Annotated in this window: 11 protein-coding genes; 8 read left to right on the top strand and 3 right to left on the bottom strand. The window is 72.9% G+C overall.

The features are described 5' to 3' along the window. The first annotated feature begins 70 nt into the window (after positions 1-70). From ACFP1Z_RS29090 to ACFP1Z_RS29055, 8 genes are all read left to right on the top strand, one after another. Complete coding sequence (locus ACFP1Z_RS29090) at positions 71-3,820, top strand: non-ribosomal peptide synthetase (RefSeq protein ID WP_390320676.1); 3,750 nt, start codon at positions 71-73, stop codon at positions 3,818-3,820. Next, positions 3,817-5,109 (top strand): ATP-grasp domain-containing protein, encoded by a 1,293-nt coding sequence (locus ACFP1Z_RS29085; protein WP_390320675.1) that lies wholly within the window; start codon positions 3,817-3,819, stop codon positions 5,107-5,109. The genes ACFP1Z_RS29090 and ACFP1Z_RS29085 overlap by 4 nt, the downstream gene beginning before the upstream one ends. Further along, on the top strand, positions 5,106-6,053 hold the full coding sequence (locus tag ACFP1Z_RS29080) for a peptidase (RefSeq protein WP_390320673.1): 948 nt from the start codon (positions 5,106-5,108) through the stop codon (positions 6,051-6,053). The genes ACFP1Z_RS29085 and ACFP1Z_RS29080 overlap by 4 nt, the downstream gene beginning before the upstream one ends. A 3-nt stretch (positions 6,054-6,056) precedes the next feature. Then, positions 6,057-7,898, top strand: coding sequence for an asparagine synthase (glutamine-hydrolyzing) (gene asnB / locus ACFP1Z_RS29075; RefSeq protein WP_390320671.1), 1,842 nt, complete (start codon positions 6,057-6,059; stop codon positions 7,896-7,898). Then, a complete protein-coding gene (locus tag ACFP1Z_RS29070; protein ID WP_390320669.1) occupies positions 7,895-8,740 on the top strand; it encodes a hypothetical protein in 846 nt (281 codons plus the stop codon). Before asnB ends, ACFP1Z_RS29070 begins: the two co-directional genes overlap by 4 nt. Continuing rightward, complete coding sequence (locus tag ACFP1Z_RS29065; protein ID WP_390320667.1) at positions 8,737-9,621, top strand: aminotransferase class IV; 885 nt, start codon at positions 8,737-8,739, stop codon at positions 9,619-9,621. Before ACFP1Z_RS29070 ends, ACFP1Z_RS29065 begins: the two co-directional genes overlap by 4 nt. After that, positions 9,612-10,562 (top strand): AEC family transporter, encoded by a 951-nt coding sequence (locus ACFP1Z_RS29060; RefSeq protein WP_390320665.1) that lies wholly within the window; start codon positions 9,612-9,614, stop codon positions 10,560-10,562. Before ACFP1Z_RS29065 ends, ACFP1Z_RS29060 begins: the two co-directional genes overlap by 10 nt. Positions 10,563-10,633: 71 nt before the next feature. Next, entirely contained in the window at positions 10,634-11,596 is a 963-nt protein-coding gene (locus ACFP1Z_RS29055; RefSeq protein ID WP_390320664.1) for a TauD/TfdA dioxygenase family protein, read from the top strand. A gap of 60 nt (positions 11,597-11,656) precedes the next feature. Here the strand turns inward: ACFP1Z_RS29055 and ACFP1Z_RS29050 are convergent, their stop codons facing one another. The 3 genes from ACFP1Z_RS29050 to lanL all read right to left on the bottom strand — a co-directional run bounded on the left by ACFP1Z_RS29050 (position 11,657) and on the right by lanL (position 15,714). Continuing rightward, complete coding sequence (locus ACFP1Z_RS29050; RefSeq protein ID WP_390320663.1) at positions 11,657-12,799, bottom strand: lanthionine synthetase C family protein; 1,143 nt, start codon at positions 12,797-12,799, stop codon at positions 11,657-11,659. Between the two features lie 128 nt (positions 12,800-12,927). Then, positions 12,928-13,065: a hypothetical protein gene (locus tag ACFP1Z_RS29045; protein WP_390320662.1), complete on the bottom strand. Its 138-nt coding sequence runs from the start codon at positions 13,063-13,065 to the stop codon at positions 12,928-12,930. A 3-nt stretch (positions 13,066-13,068) separates the two neighbouring features. After that, positions 13,069-15,714: a class IV lanthionine synthetase LanL gene (gene lanL, locus ACFP1Z_RS29040; RefSeq protein ID WP_390320660.1), complete on the bottom strand. Its 2,646-nt coding sequence runs from the start codon at positions 15,712-15,714 to the stop codon at positions 13,069-13,071. Positions 15,715-15,757 lie beyond the last annotated feature (43 nt).

Here is a 15,757-nt window from a genome sequence, read left to right as displayed (position 1 = left end):
AGTGGGCGACCATTCCGCCGCCTCATCCACCGCGGCAGCGGGGGGCGCGGCTCCGGCCCTCCAACTGCCCGTGACCGACAGCGCGAGCGGGTCCGCGCGGGCGGAGCGCACCGCCGGACACACCTGGTCCGTCGACGGCCTGGAGCCGCTCGCCGCGCGCGCCGCGGCCGCCGGACCGGACCTCTCGGACTACTTCCACGCCGCGTTCACCGTGCTCGTGCACCACTACAGCGGCCAGGACGACTTCGCCCTGGCACGGGCCGGCGGCACGAACGGCACCCCCGCCGGCAGGCCCGCCGCCGTACGTGCGCGGCTCGACCGGGCCGCGCCCTTCGACGCGCTCGCGTCCGCCCTCGGCACCCGCTACCGCACGGCAGTCCGCGACGGCCTGCCCGACGGCCCGCCCGACCTGGGCACCGGACTGCGCGCCGGCTACGTCGAGGGCACGGCCCCTCCCGCCGGTCTCACGCTCGTCCTGGCGGCCGAACCCGGCCCGCGCGCCACGCGGTTCACCCTCCACTACGACGAGAACAGCCTCACCCGCGAGCTGATCTCCCGGATGGCCGCCAACCTCGGCACGCTCCTGCGCGACGCCGCCGCACGCCCCGGAACACCTGTCGGCGAACTCGCCCTGCTCTCCGGCCCCGAGACGCGCTACCTGCTGACCGAGGCGTGCGGCACCGTCCTGCCCTACGCCCGCGACACCCCGCTGCACGCCCTCGTCGAGGCCCAGGCCGCCCGCACTCCGCACGCACCGGCCGTCGAATGGCGGGACAACGTCCTGACCTACCGCCAACTCGACACACAGGCCAACCAGTTGGCGCGAGCCCTGACCTCCCGCGGGATCGGTGAAGGATCCCGTGTCGGACTGTCCCTGCCGCGCACCCACCGCAGCGTCGTGACCCTGCTCGCCGTCCACAAGGCGGGCTGCGCCTACGTGCCCCTCGACCCCGCCTACCCCGCGGACCGGCTGCGGGCCATCGCGGCGACCGCCGGCATGGCCGCCGTCGTCCACGACGGCACCGACGCCCCGGACTGGCTCGACGGCGTGCCGGCGGCAGCCCTGCCGTGGACGGACCTGTGGGAGAAGGCGGCGACCGAGCCCGGCACCCCCCTGGACCTCACGGTCGCCCCGACGGCCGTCACCCACCTGATCCACACCTCCGGCTCGACCGGCAGGCCCAAGGGCGTGGTCATCAGCCACCGCGGTGTGACCGCCCTCCTCGCCTGGGCCGAGGCCACCTACACCCCCCGGGAGCTGGCACGCGTCCTGTTCTCGACCTCGCTCAACTTCGACCTGTCCGTCTACGAGCTGTGGGCCCCGCTCACCCGCGGCGGCTGCGTGGTCGTCGCCGACAACGTCCTCGCGCTCACCGAGGACACGCGGCTGCGGCCGACCCTGGTCAACACCGTGCCCAGCGCGCTGAACGTCCTCCTCCAGCGCTCCGCCCTGCCGGAGTCGACCCGCGTGCTGAACGTGGCCGGCGAGCCGCTGTCCAAGGAACTCGTCAACGCCGCCTTCGCCGGCACGGCGATCGAACGGCTCTACAACCTCTACGGGCCCTCCGAGGACACCACCTACTCCACCTGGAAATGCTTCACCGGCCCCACCAGCACCACCCCCACCATCGGGACACCCCTCCCCAACACCGTGGCGTACCTGCTGGATCCCCACGGACGACTGGTGCCGCACGGCGCCACCGGCGAACTCCACCTGGGCGGCGACGGACTGGCCGACGGATACACGGGCGACCCCGAACGCACCGCCGCCGCGTTCGTACCCGCCCCGGCCCACCTCGGCCCACGCGCCGGAACCCGCCTCTACCGCACCGGCGACCTGGCCCGCTGGACCGAGGACGGCGAACTGCGCTTCCTGGGCCGCCGCGACAACCAGGTCAAGGTGCGCGGCTTCCGCATCGAACTCGGCGAGATCGAGTCCGTCCTGCGCGAGGCCGCCGGCCTGCGCGACGTGGCCGCCCTGGCCGTGCGCGCCGACGGCGACACCCACCTGGTGTGCTACGTCGGCCGGGACGGCGCCGACCTGACCGCCGCATCCCTCGCCGGCCACCTGCGCGACAGACTCCCGCACTACATGCAACCCGCCAGGATCATCGTCGAGGACCGGCTGCCGCAGCTGCCCAACGGCAAGGTCGACCGCACGGCGCTCGCCGCCCGGCCCGTCGCCTGGGAAACCGGCGGCGCCCCGGACCTCACCGGCGACGACCCCGACGAAGCCGCCGTCGCCCGCGCGTGGACCGAACTCCTGGGCCTGACCCGCCTCTCCCGCGACCTGGACTTCTTCTCCGTGGGCGGCCACTCACTGCTCGCCAACCTCCTCGCGGCCCGCCTGTCGGACGCGGCGGGCCGCACCGTACGGGTCGCCGAGATCCACGAACACCGCACCCTCGCCGACCAGGCCGCCCTGCTGCGCCGCAAGCGCGAACAGTCGCCCACCGCCCGCACGGCAGGCGGCGCCACCGCCCGGCTGCGCGCCGTCGCCGACACGCTGCGCGAATCCGCCCGGGGCCACGGCGTACCCGGCGCCGGAGCCGCCGTGTTCCTCGACGGCACCCTGGAGTCCACCTACCACGGCGTCGCCGACACCGACAGCGGCACGCCGTACGGGCCCGGCACCCGGCAGCGCGTCACCTGCATCGTCAAGCCCATGCTGGCCTTCGTCGCCCTGCGCCTGGTGGACCGCGGCCTGCTCGGCCTCGACGAGCCCCTCGACGGACTGCTGCCGCACGCGTTCGCCCGCCGCGACGGCAGCACCGTACAGGTGACGCTGCGCCACCTGCTCTCCCACACCAGCGGCGTCGACGACTCCTACGAGGTCTGGCACGACACCGACCTGCCCGACCTCGACACCTACCTGTCCACCCTGGCCGGATACGGCCAGCTCTTCGCACCGGGCGAAGTGTTCGCCTACTCGGCGGTCGGCACCTCCATCGTCGCCGCCCTCGTGGAGAAACTCCTCGGCGTGCCCTGGCGCCGGGCCGTCAACGAACTGCTGCTCACCCCCCTCGGGATCAAGGAGATCCCCGAGACCCTCACCGAGCAGGGCCACTACGGCACGGACGTCTCCGCCGGCTACCTGTGGAACGAACAGGCCAAGCGCTACACGCGCCACGACCCGCCCCGGCAGACCGTCGCCGACGACGCCGCCGGACCCTTCTCCGTCTGCCTCACCCTCGACGACCTGGCCCGCATCGCCCGGCTCGCCCTCGACGACGGCGTCGCCCCCGACGGACAGCGCCTGCTGTCCACCGCACTCGCCGAGCAGATGCGCACCCCCCAGATCCCCGTCCCCGGCCACCACTTCATGCACGCCTGGGGCCTGGGCTGGCTGATGTTCGGCCCGTCCGCCTTCGGCTTCAACTCCAACGGCAGCGGCCACCACAACTTCATCCAGATCTTCCCCGAACAGCGCTCCTTCCTGCTGCTCCTCACCAACGCCTACCCGGCGTTCGGCCTCTACGAGGACCTGCTGCGGGCCCTGACCGGCGAGGGACTGATCCGCACCGGACTGCCCTTCACGATGGAACTCGACGACTGCGCCGGCCTGTACACCTCCGACGGCTACCGGCTGAACGTCCTGCGCGGCAGCGACCACCTGCGCTACGAGTACGCCGAGCGCCGCCCCGACGGCACCTGGCTGCACCTCGACGAGGGAGACCTGGTCCTCTCCGGCGCGGGCGGATTCACCTCCATGTCGCCCAAGAACATCCTCGCCGGTTCCATCTCCTTCATCCCCGTCCCCGGCACCGACGTGCCCGGCTACGTCCGCATCGGCCAGCGATTCGCGAGGAAGAGCCGATGACACCACCACAGGACCCCACCGGCCACGACCACACCCCCCGGCACGTGGTGTTCGTGACCTGGAAGACCGGCAACGCCCCCGCGTTCGAAGCCGCCCGGCGCCTGGGCCACCACGTGACCCTCATCCGCTCCCTGGCCATGGAACGGTCCCAGAACATCGACTTCACCGCCTCGCCCTACGCGCGGCACGTCGACGACGTCCACCAGCTCGACGACGCCACCGACACCGACGCCCTGCGCCGCCTCGTCCTCGGCATCCACGCCGAGCGGCCCGTCGACGGATTCGTCGCCACCGTCGACGCCCTGGTGGTCCCCGTCGCCAGGATCGCCGAGGAGATCGGGGTGCCCTTCACCGACGCCCGCGCCGCCGAGGCGGCCAAACAGAAGGACCGCTGCCGGCAGATCCTCGCGGCAGCCGGCCTCGACAACACCCGGCACGCCGTCGTCGACGGGGCCCGGGAGGCGGCCGCGTTCGCCGCCACCACCGGATACCCCGTCGTCGTCAAACCCGCCCGGGGCTCGGGCAGCGAGGGCGCCCACGTCGTCGCCGACGAACAACAACTGCGCACGGTCCTCGACCGGGCCGCCGGACACCGCGCCTACGCGGCGGGCATCCTGATCGAGGAGCACCTGCGGGGCCGCTTCGTCTCCGCCGAACTCGGCCTGGCACACGGCCGGTTCCTGCGCCTGGCCGTCAGCGAACGCGCCACCTGGCACCGGCACGAGGCACTGGAGACCGGCACGACCATCCCCGCCGGAATCGGCGCCGAGGAACACGACCGCGTCATGGACTTCGCCGAGGCCGTGGCCGGCGCCCTCGGACTCGGACTCGGCGTCTTCCACATCGAGCTCATGCTCGGCGCGGACGGCACACCCCGCCTCATCGAGGTCAACCCCCGGCTCATGGGATCCTGCCTGCCCAACCTCTTCAGGCTCGCCGGCGGCGGCGACATCTTCGAACTCCTCGTGCGCATCCACCTGAACGAGGAGATCGAGCCCACCGCCCCCGCCTTCACGCACTACGCGACCGTCCGCTGGTTCGGGGCCGCCGACGCCACCCCGAAGCCCGCCGGGCCGCCCGACCTCGGCTGGGCCGCCGAGTACGGCGAGAGCCTGCACGCGCTCACCGTCCGCTTCCCCGACGGCGACGTCCTGCCGGCCTGCCGGGGCAATCTCGGCAACTTCGGCGAGGTCCAGGTCGTGCACAGCGACCGCGAGACATCCATCCGCATCGCCGAGGAGATCGTCGGCCGGACCGCCGGCCAACTCGGAATCGAGGTGACCCGGTGACCCCCACGACCGCTTTCTACGAACAGACCCGCTCCCAACTCGCCCGGCTGGGACTGCCCGACGCGGACCCGAACACCACCGCCGGCTCCCAGGCGGCCTTCCCCGACGGCAGCCACTTCCGCATCGAGGTACCCACCGTCAACTCGGTACAGGCCGCCGAGACCCTGCTCCGCGAGAGCCGCCGCCGCGGGATCACCATCAACCGCGTCACCGAGACCCGCGGCATGTACCGGCACACCGCCCGCGAGATCGCCGCCTATGTGGCCCTCGGCCAGGAGTACGGCGCCGAGATCCTCATGTCGGTCGGACCACGCGCCAGTTACGACATCGGCGCCGGCGCCCAGACACCGGAAGGATCCCGCATCGGCTACCGGCTGCGCGGCCAGGAACAGCTCGTGCGCGCCGTCGAGGACGTCAAGCGCGGCATCGACCTCGGCGTACGGGGCTTCGTCGTCTACGACGAGGGCCTGCTGTGGGTCCTCGGCCGGCTGCGCACCGCCGGAGACCTGCCCGCCGACCTCCACCTGAAGGTCTCCGCGCACTGCGGGCAGGGCAACCCCGCCTCCGCGCAGATGCTGGAGATGCTCGGCGCGGGCAGCTTCAACCCCGTACGGGACCTGACCCTGCCGATGATCGCGGCACTGCGCCGCGCGGTGACCATCCCGCTCGACTGCCACGTCGACAACCCCCGCAGCTCGGGCGGTTTCATCCGCACCTACGAGGCACCCGACATCGTCCGCGTCGCCGCGCCCGTCTACCTCAAGACCGGCAACAGCGCGCTCGAAGGCCACGGCGTCAGCCCCACCCCGGCCCAACTCGACGACATCCTGCGGCAGGTCGAGATCGTCACCGAGTTCCTCGGCCGCCACTACCCGGCCGCCCGCCAGAGCCCGCCCCGCCGCGCCCTCGAACCGGCCGGCTCCGCCCCCCACGCGGAGGGCTGAGCCGTGTGCCGGATCTACGGCTGCTTCGGCGGCGAACCCTTCGGCCCCGACGTGCTCGGCAGTGTCGCCGCGGCGATGCTCCCCGGCGGACCGGACGAGCAGTCCCTCCACCGCGGTGACGGCTGGGCGCTGGGCACCAACCGGCTCGCGATCCAGGGCGTCTCCCACGGCCGCCAGCCCTTCACGCACGGCGCGCTCTCCTGCGTGTTCAACGGCGAGATCTACAACCACCGGCAGCTGCGCGCCGAACTCGCCGCACAGGGACACTCCTTCGAGGGCGAGTGCGACGGCGACGTCCTGCTGCCGCTGTACGAGCTGTACGGCGACGCGTTCGTCTCCCGCCTGGAGGGCATGTACGCGATCGCGATCGTCGACCGCCGCGACGACGCGTGCCTGAAACTCTTCACCGACCACGCCGGGATGAAGCCGCTCTTCCACTACCTCTCCGCCGACGGCCGCCGGCTGTGCTTCGCCTCCGAACTGGGCGCCCTGCGCCGCTTCCCGGACTTCCCCGACGAGCTAGACCCGCTCGCCGTCGACCGCTACCTCGGCGGCCGGGCCGTGTGGGGACCGGGCACCGTCCACCCGCGCGTGCGCACCTTGGAGCCCGGGTCGGCCCTGCGGTTCACGGGCGGCAGGGCGACGGTCGCCCACACCGCGCTGAAGCCCGCCGAGCCCGACTGGCCGGCCGGCGGACCCACCGTCACGGCCGCCGCGGCCCTGCTCGATACGGTGCTGCGCGAGGAGATGCGCCGCATGCTCGACGCGGACGTCCCCGTCTGCGTCATCACCAGCGGCGGACTGGACTCCAGCTACACCACGGCCCTCGCCGCGCACCTGGTGCCGGACGTCGCCTCCTTCAACATCGCCTACCAGGGCGACTGGCCCGCCGACGAACGGCACTTCGCCGCCGAGGCCGCACGCCACTGCGGCACCCGGCACCACCAGGTGCTCCTCGACCCGGCCGGCTTCCCCGCCCTCGTCGAGCGGTTCGTGCGCCACCTCGACCAGCCCAACAACGCCCCGCACAGCCTCAGCACCTTCGCGCTGTTCGAAGCCGTCCACGACGCGGGCTTCAAGGTCGCGCTGACCGGCGACGGGGCCGACGAACTCTTCGCCGGATACGCGCGCTTCACCAAGGCCGACCGGGACGGATCCGCCACCTGGCACCGCACCTACCAGAGCACCATGGCCGCCGTCCACACCACGACCCTCGAAAAGCTCTACACCCCCGACTACCTGGCACACGTCAAGGCGTCCGGCGGCTTCTTCGGCGACCGCAGCGGCGACGAACTCGACCGGCGCGTCCGCGCGGGCACCCACGGCAAGCTCGAAACCCTGCTGCGCTACGACCAGTCCGCACGCTTCCCGTCCTACATCCTGCGCCGCGTCGACCACCTGAGCATGGCGCACTCGGTGGAGGCCCGCATCCCCTTCCTCCAGCCGTCCGTGATGCGCCTGGCGCACGCGCTGCCCGCCGACGTCAAGGTGGCCGGCGACACCGTGAAGGCACCGGTCGCCGAGGCCGCCCGCCGCTGGGTGCCCGCCCGCATCGTGGACCGGCCCAAACAGCCCTTCACCCTGCCGATCGCGGCGATGATCCGGCCCGGAGAGGCACTGCACGACATGATCGGCGACCTCCTCCTCGCCCCCGGCGCCCGCTGCCACGACTACGTGCGCCAGGACGCCGTCCGCGAACTGTTCCACCTGCAGACACAGAGCCCCGGAGCACACACCGCCGAGGCCCTGTGGTCGCTGCTGGTGCTGGAGAGCTGGCTCCGCGCCCACAGCACCCCGCCCCGAGCACCCCTCACCCCCCGCACCGTCGGAAGGAGACGGCCATGAACCCCACCCTCACGGGCACCCCGGCCATCACCTCGCTCCTGGCCACCGTGACCAGGAGCGACATACGCCGCGACCCGTTCCCCCACATCGTCGTCCGCGACGCCCTGCCCAGGGAGCTCTACGACGCCCTGTCGACGACGATGCCCACCGCGGAGTACATCGCCGAGCGGATCGGCAAGCCGATCACCTCCAACGAGCGCTACAACTACATGTCCGAACTCGTCCTCCACGACGGGACGATGGCACAGGTCTGGAAGGACTTCGTCACCCACCACTCCTCGCCCGCGTTCTACCGGCAGTTCCTCGACCTCTTCGAGGACGACCTGCTCGCGAACCTGCCGACGGCGCGGGAGCGGACCGGCCCGCTGCGCGAACTGCGCGCCGGCCGCCGCCACCGGGACACCTTCGCGACCCACGACATCCTCCTGGACTGCACGGCCGTCATCAACTCGGCGGTCACCGGCCGCCCCTCGGCCTACCGCGGCCCCCACGTCGACAAGCCCTACAAGCTCTTCGGCGGCCTGTTCTACATGCGCCTGCCCGAGGACGACGCCACCGGCGGCGACCTCGTGCTGTACAAGTACCGGACCGGAGCGCACACCTTCCACGCCAGCGCCTCCGAGTACGGCGACAGCCGCTTCGACATCGACCCGCAGTACGTCGAAGAGGTCACCACCGTCCCCTACGAGGCCAACACCCTCGTGATGTACCCCATCAACCGCTTCGCCCTGCACGGCGTCTCGGTGCGCGGCCTCACCCGGCACCAGCGCCGCTTCGTCGCCCTCGTCGGCGACCTCCAGCACCCCCTGTTCGACCTCGCGCTCCGAAGGGAGCACCCGTGATTCCCTTCGACCGGCGCACCGGCAGGATCTGGTACGACGGCGGCCTCGTGGACTGGGCCGACGCCACCCTGCACGTGCTCACCCACGGACTGCACTACGCCTCCAGCGTCTTCGAAGGCGTGCGCGTCCACGGCGGCAGACCCTTCCTGCTGACCGAACACATCAGCCGGCTGCGCGCCTCGGCCCGCATCCTCGACTTCGACCTCGCACACGACGACGAGACGCTGCACACGGCCACCCTGGAGGCGGTCGCCGCGTCCGGCATCACCGAGGGCTACATCCGCATGAACGCCTGGCGCGGCTCCGAGGTCATCCAGACCGCCGCGCTGAAGACCTCCGTGCACACCTCCATCGCCGCCTGGGAACTCCCGGAGGGCTACTACGCGGCGGCCGACGCCCTCGATAAGGGCATCCGTCTGGTCACCGGCCGCTACCGCCGCCCGGACCCCGGCTGCGCACCCGTCAAGAGCAAGGCCGCCGGCAACTACATGATCGGCACCATCAGCAAGAACGAGGCGCTGCGCGCCGGTTACGACGACGCGCTGCTGCTCGACGGCCACGGCAACTTCGTCGAGGCCACCGGGGCACACCTGTTCTTCACCAAGGACGGCGCCCTCCACACACCGACGACCCGCTGCACCATCGACGGCATCACCCGGGCCTGCGTCCTGGCCATCGCCGAGCACGCGGGCATCGAGTGCACCGTCGGCGACCTGCCCCCCTCCTTCGCCGGCGAGGCCGACGGCGCGTTCCTGTGCGGCACCGCCTGCGAGATCCTCCCCGTCGCCCGCATCGACGAGCACCCCTACGACCCGGGCAACGACCTCGTCCGGCACGTGGTCACCGCATACCGGGAGATGACCCTACGCGCATGGGAGTGATGGCGGCTCTGGAAAAGCTGGCACCGGTGGTGCTGGCCTTCGGCTGCGGGGTCCTGCTCGCGAAACGGAAGATCGTGCCGGCCGACAGCTCCAAGGCCTTCGCCGACTACGCCTTCCTCTTCGCCGTGCCGTGCTTCCTCTTCGGCAACATCTACCGCAGCGACCTGGGAGCCCTGTTCGACTGGTGGGCCATCACGGGCTACGCGGCGGCGGCAGGCGTCGCGGTCCTCCTCACCGGCGCACTGGCCTGGGCCTTCGGGGTACGCGACGCGCGCGGCGTCGCCCTGCGGATCATGGCGGCCGTCCAGGTCAACACCGCCTACTTCGCCGTACCGGTGTTCATCATGCTGTTCGGCAACGCGGCACCGATCTTCCTGGTGCTCCTGTTCCAGGTCTGCGTGCTGTCCCTCGTCGTCATCTCCATCATGGAGCTGGGGCGTTCGGACCGCACCGGAGGGCCCGGCAGACGGCTCGCCTCGGCCCTCACCGCCTCCCTGGCGACCCCGATGGTCATCGCCTGCAACGCGGGCATCGTGCTCAACCTGCTGTCCGTGCACCTGCCGAGAACGGTCCTCGACAGCTTCGCGTTCGTGGGCGACAGCGCCTCGCCCGTCGCCCTGTTCGCCCTCGGACTGCACCTCGGCGGCATGGGCCTGAAGATCCGCGGCACCACCGCCGAGGAAATCTGGATCATCGCGTTCAAGTGCGTGGTCTTCCCCCTGCTGGCCTTCGCCGTGTGCCACTACGGCTTCGGCATAGGAGGCGAGTGGCTGAACTACCTCGTCCTGATCGCCGCGATGCCCACACCCCAGAACCTGTTCATCTTCGCCCAGCGCTACGACGTCGGCGTCGACATGTCCGCGGCCATCGTCGTCAAGAGCTCGGTCGTCGCGCTGGTGCTGCTCCCGCTGTGGATGCAGTGGGTGGCCCACTCGACCTGAAGCCGCGAACCAGAGCCGAGAACCAGAGCCGAGAACCAGAGACGCGAACCCGTCCGTGAAAGGCAACAACCATGCCCCAGACCGTGCAGCCCCCCGCACTCACCGTCCGCCGGGTGGCCGGCCGCATCGGAGCCGAGATCTCCGGCGTCGACCTGCGCGAGGAACTCGACGAACGCACCGTCGCAGGGATCCGGCAGGCCGTCCTCACCCACCGGGTGGTCTTCTTCCGCGGCCAGGACCTCGACCACGACCGGCACATCGCCTTCGGCCGCCGCTTCGGGACGCTCACCCGCCGCGAGGGCGGCAAGCACGGCGTCCACCCCGAGGGCCACCCGGAGATCCTCACCGTCGACCCGAAAGCCGACACCCGGCGCTACGGCGCCGACTTCGAGGAGCACTACCGCCGCAAGTGGGTCTCCCCGCTCGCGGGCTGGCACAGCGACCTCAGCCCGTACGTCAACCCGCCGGACCTGTCGATCCTGCGCGCCGAGCGGACCCCCGACTTCGGCGGCGACACCCAGTGGACCAACACGGTCGCCGCCTACGAGGGACTCTCCGCCCCGCTGCGCGAGTTCGCCGACCATCTCACCGCCGAGCACGCCTTCTTCACCGCCGTCAACCTGCGCCACTCCGACGAGCACGACCGCCGGATCCTGGGGCTCTACTGCGAACAGCCGCAGGTCGCCGTCCACCCCGTCGTCCGCGTCCACCCCGAGACCGGGGAGAAGGCCCTGTTCGTCAGCCCCGGCTCGACCACCCGCATCACCGGCTTCACCGAACTGGAGAGCCGCCACCTGCTGGACCTGCTCTTCCAGCACCTGACGAGCGCCGAGTACACCGTCCGCTTCCGCTGGGAACCCGGCAGCATCGCCCTCTGGGACAACCGCACCACCTGCCACTTCGCGCCCACGGATTTCGCGCACCTCGACGTGGACCGCGTCATGCACCGCGTGACCGTCCTCGGCGAACCCGCCCAGGGGCCCGGCGGATTCGTCTCGCGACAGGTCGAGGGAGAGCCCATGCGCGCCTGGTAGCCGCGCTTCCCGCGACCCGCCGGTGACAGCCGGCCGTCCTCCCTCTGTGGCTGTCGGCGCCTACGCCAGGAGCAGCGCCCGGTCCCAGGCGGGAGGGACGTCCGTGGTGGCGGCGAGGAGGGCCAGGACCACCCCCGCGGCCCCCTCCAGGAAACCGGGGCCGTCCCGGGCGACATCGCCGGACCGGCAGAGCCGCGCGGTCAGCCGGGCCGCCGCACGGGAGAACTCCGGGTCCCCGGTGTCGTGCGCGAACCGCAGCGTGATCTGGAGCAGTCCGGCGAGCCCGTGGCACAGCCCCGGTGCGCCGCCGGTCTCCCCGGGCACGGACGGACGGCGCAGCGCGGCCTTCATGGCCCCCACCGCCGTCCCGCGCAGCGACGCGTCGTCCAGTGCCGTACCCGCGAGCCACAGGGACCGGGCCACCCCCGGACTGCCGTAGCACCACGCGCCGCGCGCCGGAGGAGCGGGGCCGGGAGCGGCGGCCAGGCCGGTGATGCCCGGCCAGTACGGGCCCCACGCGTCGTCGGCCCGGCACGCCAGGAGCCTGCCGGCCGCCCGGAGCACGGCATCCTCCTGCCCCGGTACGCGCACCCCCGCCGACCGGGCCAGGGAGAGCAGGGCCAGTGGGCCGGCGATCCCGTGCGCCAGGCCGCAGTTGAGGGCCCCGTGCGGGAAACGCGCGCGCAACGCGTCGTCCGTCATGGCCCCGGCGGGCGTGAACCAGCGGGGGATTCCGGCGCGTTCCCCGCACAGCGCCACCAGGGCGCCGAGCACCGCGCGCAGGACCCGCTCGGCGGCCGGCGACCGGCCGGCCCGGCACAGCAGGAAGGCCCCGGTTCCCGCGAGGCCGAGGATCACGTCGAAGTCCCGCCACGCCACCCCGTGCACGCGGCCGGCGAGCGCCGCCGCCCGCCGGACCGTCTCCTCGCCGGCACGCGGGCCGAGCGGACACTCCTCTCCCGAGTGCCAGGCGGCGAACGCCGGTCCGGCCAGCCCTCCGTGGAGGCCCGGAGCCGTCACCCCCAGCCGCCGGACGCCCGCGGCCGCGGCGGTGAGGTATCCGCCGGCCATGGCGTCCCAGCCCTCGCCGGGCCGGCAGAGGTCCAGTTGGCGGTAGGCGAGGGCCAGCCCGGCACCGCCGCCCGCGAGATCGGGCCGTACGCACCCGGGCACGGCGCGCGGCCGGCCGGCCAGCGCGGTCACGAGGGACAGCGCCGCGTCCGCCGTGCCGCCGGAGACGGCCGCTGTCCACGCCCGGCCGCACGCGGGTGTCCCCGCGTGCGGCCGGGGTACCGGCCGGGGCGGCTCCGCCCCGGCCGGTTGTGGGGATCTCAGTGGCACTTGGGCGGTTCGGTGCAGCCGTCGGTCCACTCGGTGCGCGGGATGCTGTCGGGACAGCACATCATCGGCTCCAGCATCTCCCCGTCGGTCTCCGGGAGTTCCTGCAGTTCGAGCACCTCGGTCTCCATGGATCACGTCTCCTTCACGGTTGGCTTGTCGTGCGTGTTCTCCGGCCTGCGGAGAGCCAGGGGGTCGGCGTACCAGGAACGGCCGCCGCCGCACCTGAGCCGCAGGAGGAAGTCCAGGACGCCGGCCAGGCCGACGTTGTAGCTCGCGCAGATCCCGCGCAGCGTGTCGTCCGGCACCAGCAGCCGTCCGTCCCGCAGCGCGGCGCGGACGAAGAGACAGACGGCCGCTTCGGAGGCCTGCCGCCGGTAGGGCTGCTCCCCGGTCGCGGCGGCCAGGTCGAGCAGCAGCTCGGCGTTGCCCGCCACTCCGTGGCAGGTGCCCGGGCCTGCCCGCCAGCGGTCGCGGTACACCGCCGCCGCTGCCCCCTCGGCGTGCTCACGGAACCGCGCGTCACCGGTGGCCCGCCACAGCCGTACCAGGAAACTGCCCACGCCGGCCGCGCCGTTGCACCAGAAGTTCAGCCCCGTGCGCTCGGTGGTGCCCGGGCCCTTCGGCCAGTCCGCCGTTCCTCCGCCGCGCCACCGGGCCGCCGCGCACAGCGTCCGTCCGGCGTCCGTCGCCGTACCGACGAGATCCGGCCGGTCCAGGGCCCGTCCCGCCGCGAGCAGGAAGGCGGCGTTCCCGGCCAGGCCGTGCCCGTAGCCGTACAGCGCGGGGGCCTGTACGCCGGTGCTCCGGCGCACGCCGTCCGCGCACTCCAGGGCCCGCTCGGCGAACCGGCCGTCGCCGGTGGCGTGCCACAGGTGCAGCTGGGCCGTTCCGGCGCCGGACAGACCGTGGCAGATGTCCGGGTTCTCCCAGCGCAGCGGGATCCGCAGGGCGAACCGCAGGGCGCGGTCCGCCAGTTCGTCGTCGTCCAGCGTCCGTGCCGCCCCGTACAGCGCCCACGCCGTGCCGGAGCGGCCGAAGTACAGCCCGGGAAGCACCCGTTCCGGCAGGGAGATCCTGTATTCCAGCCATCGCGCGGCCGTCCGCAGGGCGGGGCGCGCGCCCTGACGGCCGCAGCGCACGGCACGGTCCAGGACGGCCAGCACCCCCGCCGTGCCCACCTGGACGTTGCACGGGTCCCCGGGAGGCAGCGTCCGGGGGCGCGGCCACAGGTACTCCGCGTCCGGGGCCATCGTCTCGGCGAGATGGGCGAGGCCGTCATCGATCAGCCGGTCGATGCCGGCATCGCCAAGTGGCGGACCGGGGCGTGCCGTTGCCGCGACGGGCGTGTCCCGCAGGAACGCGGCCGCCCGCCCCAGCGGCCAGCGCTCGCCGGGATCCGCCGTGAGACCGAGGAGCAGCGGGGCGAGGGAGCGCAGCGCCGGGTGCGCGGGGGCGGCGGCGCGCACGAGCGCGGCGAGCCGCTGCCCGGCCGTCCTTCCCGAGCCGGGCGTGTCCGGGGCCAGGACGGGGCTGATGCCCGAGACGGCGTGCAGCAGGGTCGCCCCCAGGCTGTGGCAGTCGACTTCCGGCCTGGGCGCGGGCGGCGCGGCCACGGCGTCCCGCTCCGGGCCGTCGAGGTACTCCGGGGCGGTGAAGCCCTGGGTCCCGGCGACGTGCGCGGTGCCGTCCGCGTCGGCCGCGCACTCCATGTCGACGAGGACGGGCGTACGGTCCGGTGTCATCACGACGTTGCCGGGTTTGAGATCGCGCAGCACGAAACCGGCGGCGTGCACCCGGCCGACGACCCCGGTCAGCTCACGGGCCAGCGACCAGGCCGCGTCCACGGCGATCCGGCCGTCGCCGCACTGCACCGCGTCAACGGTCCAGCGGTGCAGGCTCGTTCCGGGGACCAGGTCCTGGACGAGGAAGAGATGCCCCGCGGACGCGAAGACGTCCCGCAGGCCCGGGGTGACGCCCTGCGGGGCCAGACGCCGCAGCACGTCCGCCTCGTGACGCAGCCAGTCGCGGGCGTCGTGGCCCTGTACGTCGGCCCCGACGTGGGGGCGGGCCTCCTTCAACAGGACGTCCTCGCCGGTGCGTTCGTCGTACGCGCGGTAGACACCGCCGCGATTGGCGTGGCGGACGGCTTCCCGTACCAGATAGCGGCCGGCGAGCCGCACCGGAGCACCGCGCCCGCTCCGCGCGGGAGACGCCCCCGCCCCGGGCGGCGGGAACGGCAGGGGAGCCCATGGGGGAGGGGAGAACCACGGGTTCCGCAGGTCCGGCACGAGCGTGCCGTCCGGGGCCCGCAACCGCCCTTCGTAGAAGCCGTCGTCGTTGAGCTCATACGGTCTGTCGAAACAGCCGTAGCGGTAGTGCACCAGGCTGTGCGGCCGGTAGCGCCGGTCCGACAGGATCGCGGGACCGGCGAGTCCCGCCGTGGCCCGGTGCAGCCGCTCGGCCAGCTCCCGCAGCCCCTCGTCGTCGCCGGGGTAGGCGGTCAGGAACTTCCCCGACCGCGCCCGGTCGGCCCGCACACCGTTGAGCTGCGCGGCGACCTGCGGAGTGATGGCGAACTTGAAGGCGCACCCGTGCCCGAGAAGCACCTCGGCCGCCTGCTCCAGGACCCGGGGCGCCGAGGCCGGTGTCGCCGACAGGTGCAGCTTCCAGCCCTGTTCGCGGGGCGTGTGCCGGGGCGGGACGGCCATGCACCAGAACGCCCCGTCGCGCAGCTGCCAGGAGTCCGAAAGACCCGACCGGTGAAGAAGGTGTGCCACGATGCGCCGATAGCCCGCTGCCACGGGCACAGAATGGCACGAC

The sequence above is a fragment of the Streptomyces gamaensis genome (genome assembly GCF_042656465.1).
Lineage (GTDB): Bacteria > Actinomycetota > Actinomycetes > Streptomycetales > Streptomycetaceae > Streptomyces > Streptomyces gamaensis.
The sequence above is the reverse complement of the archived record's forward strand: the minus strand, read 5'-3'. Positions and strand labels throughout refer to the sequence as shown.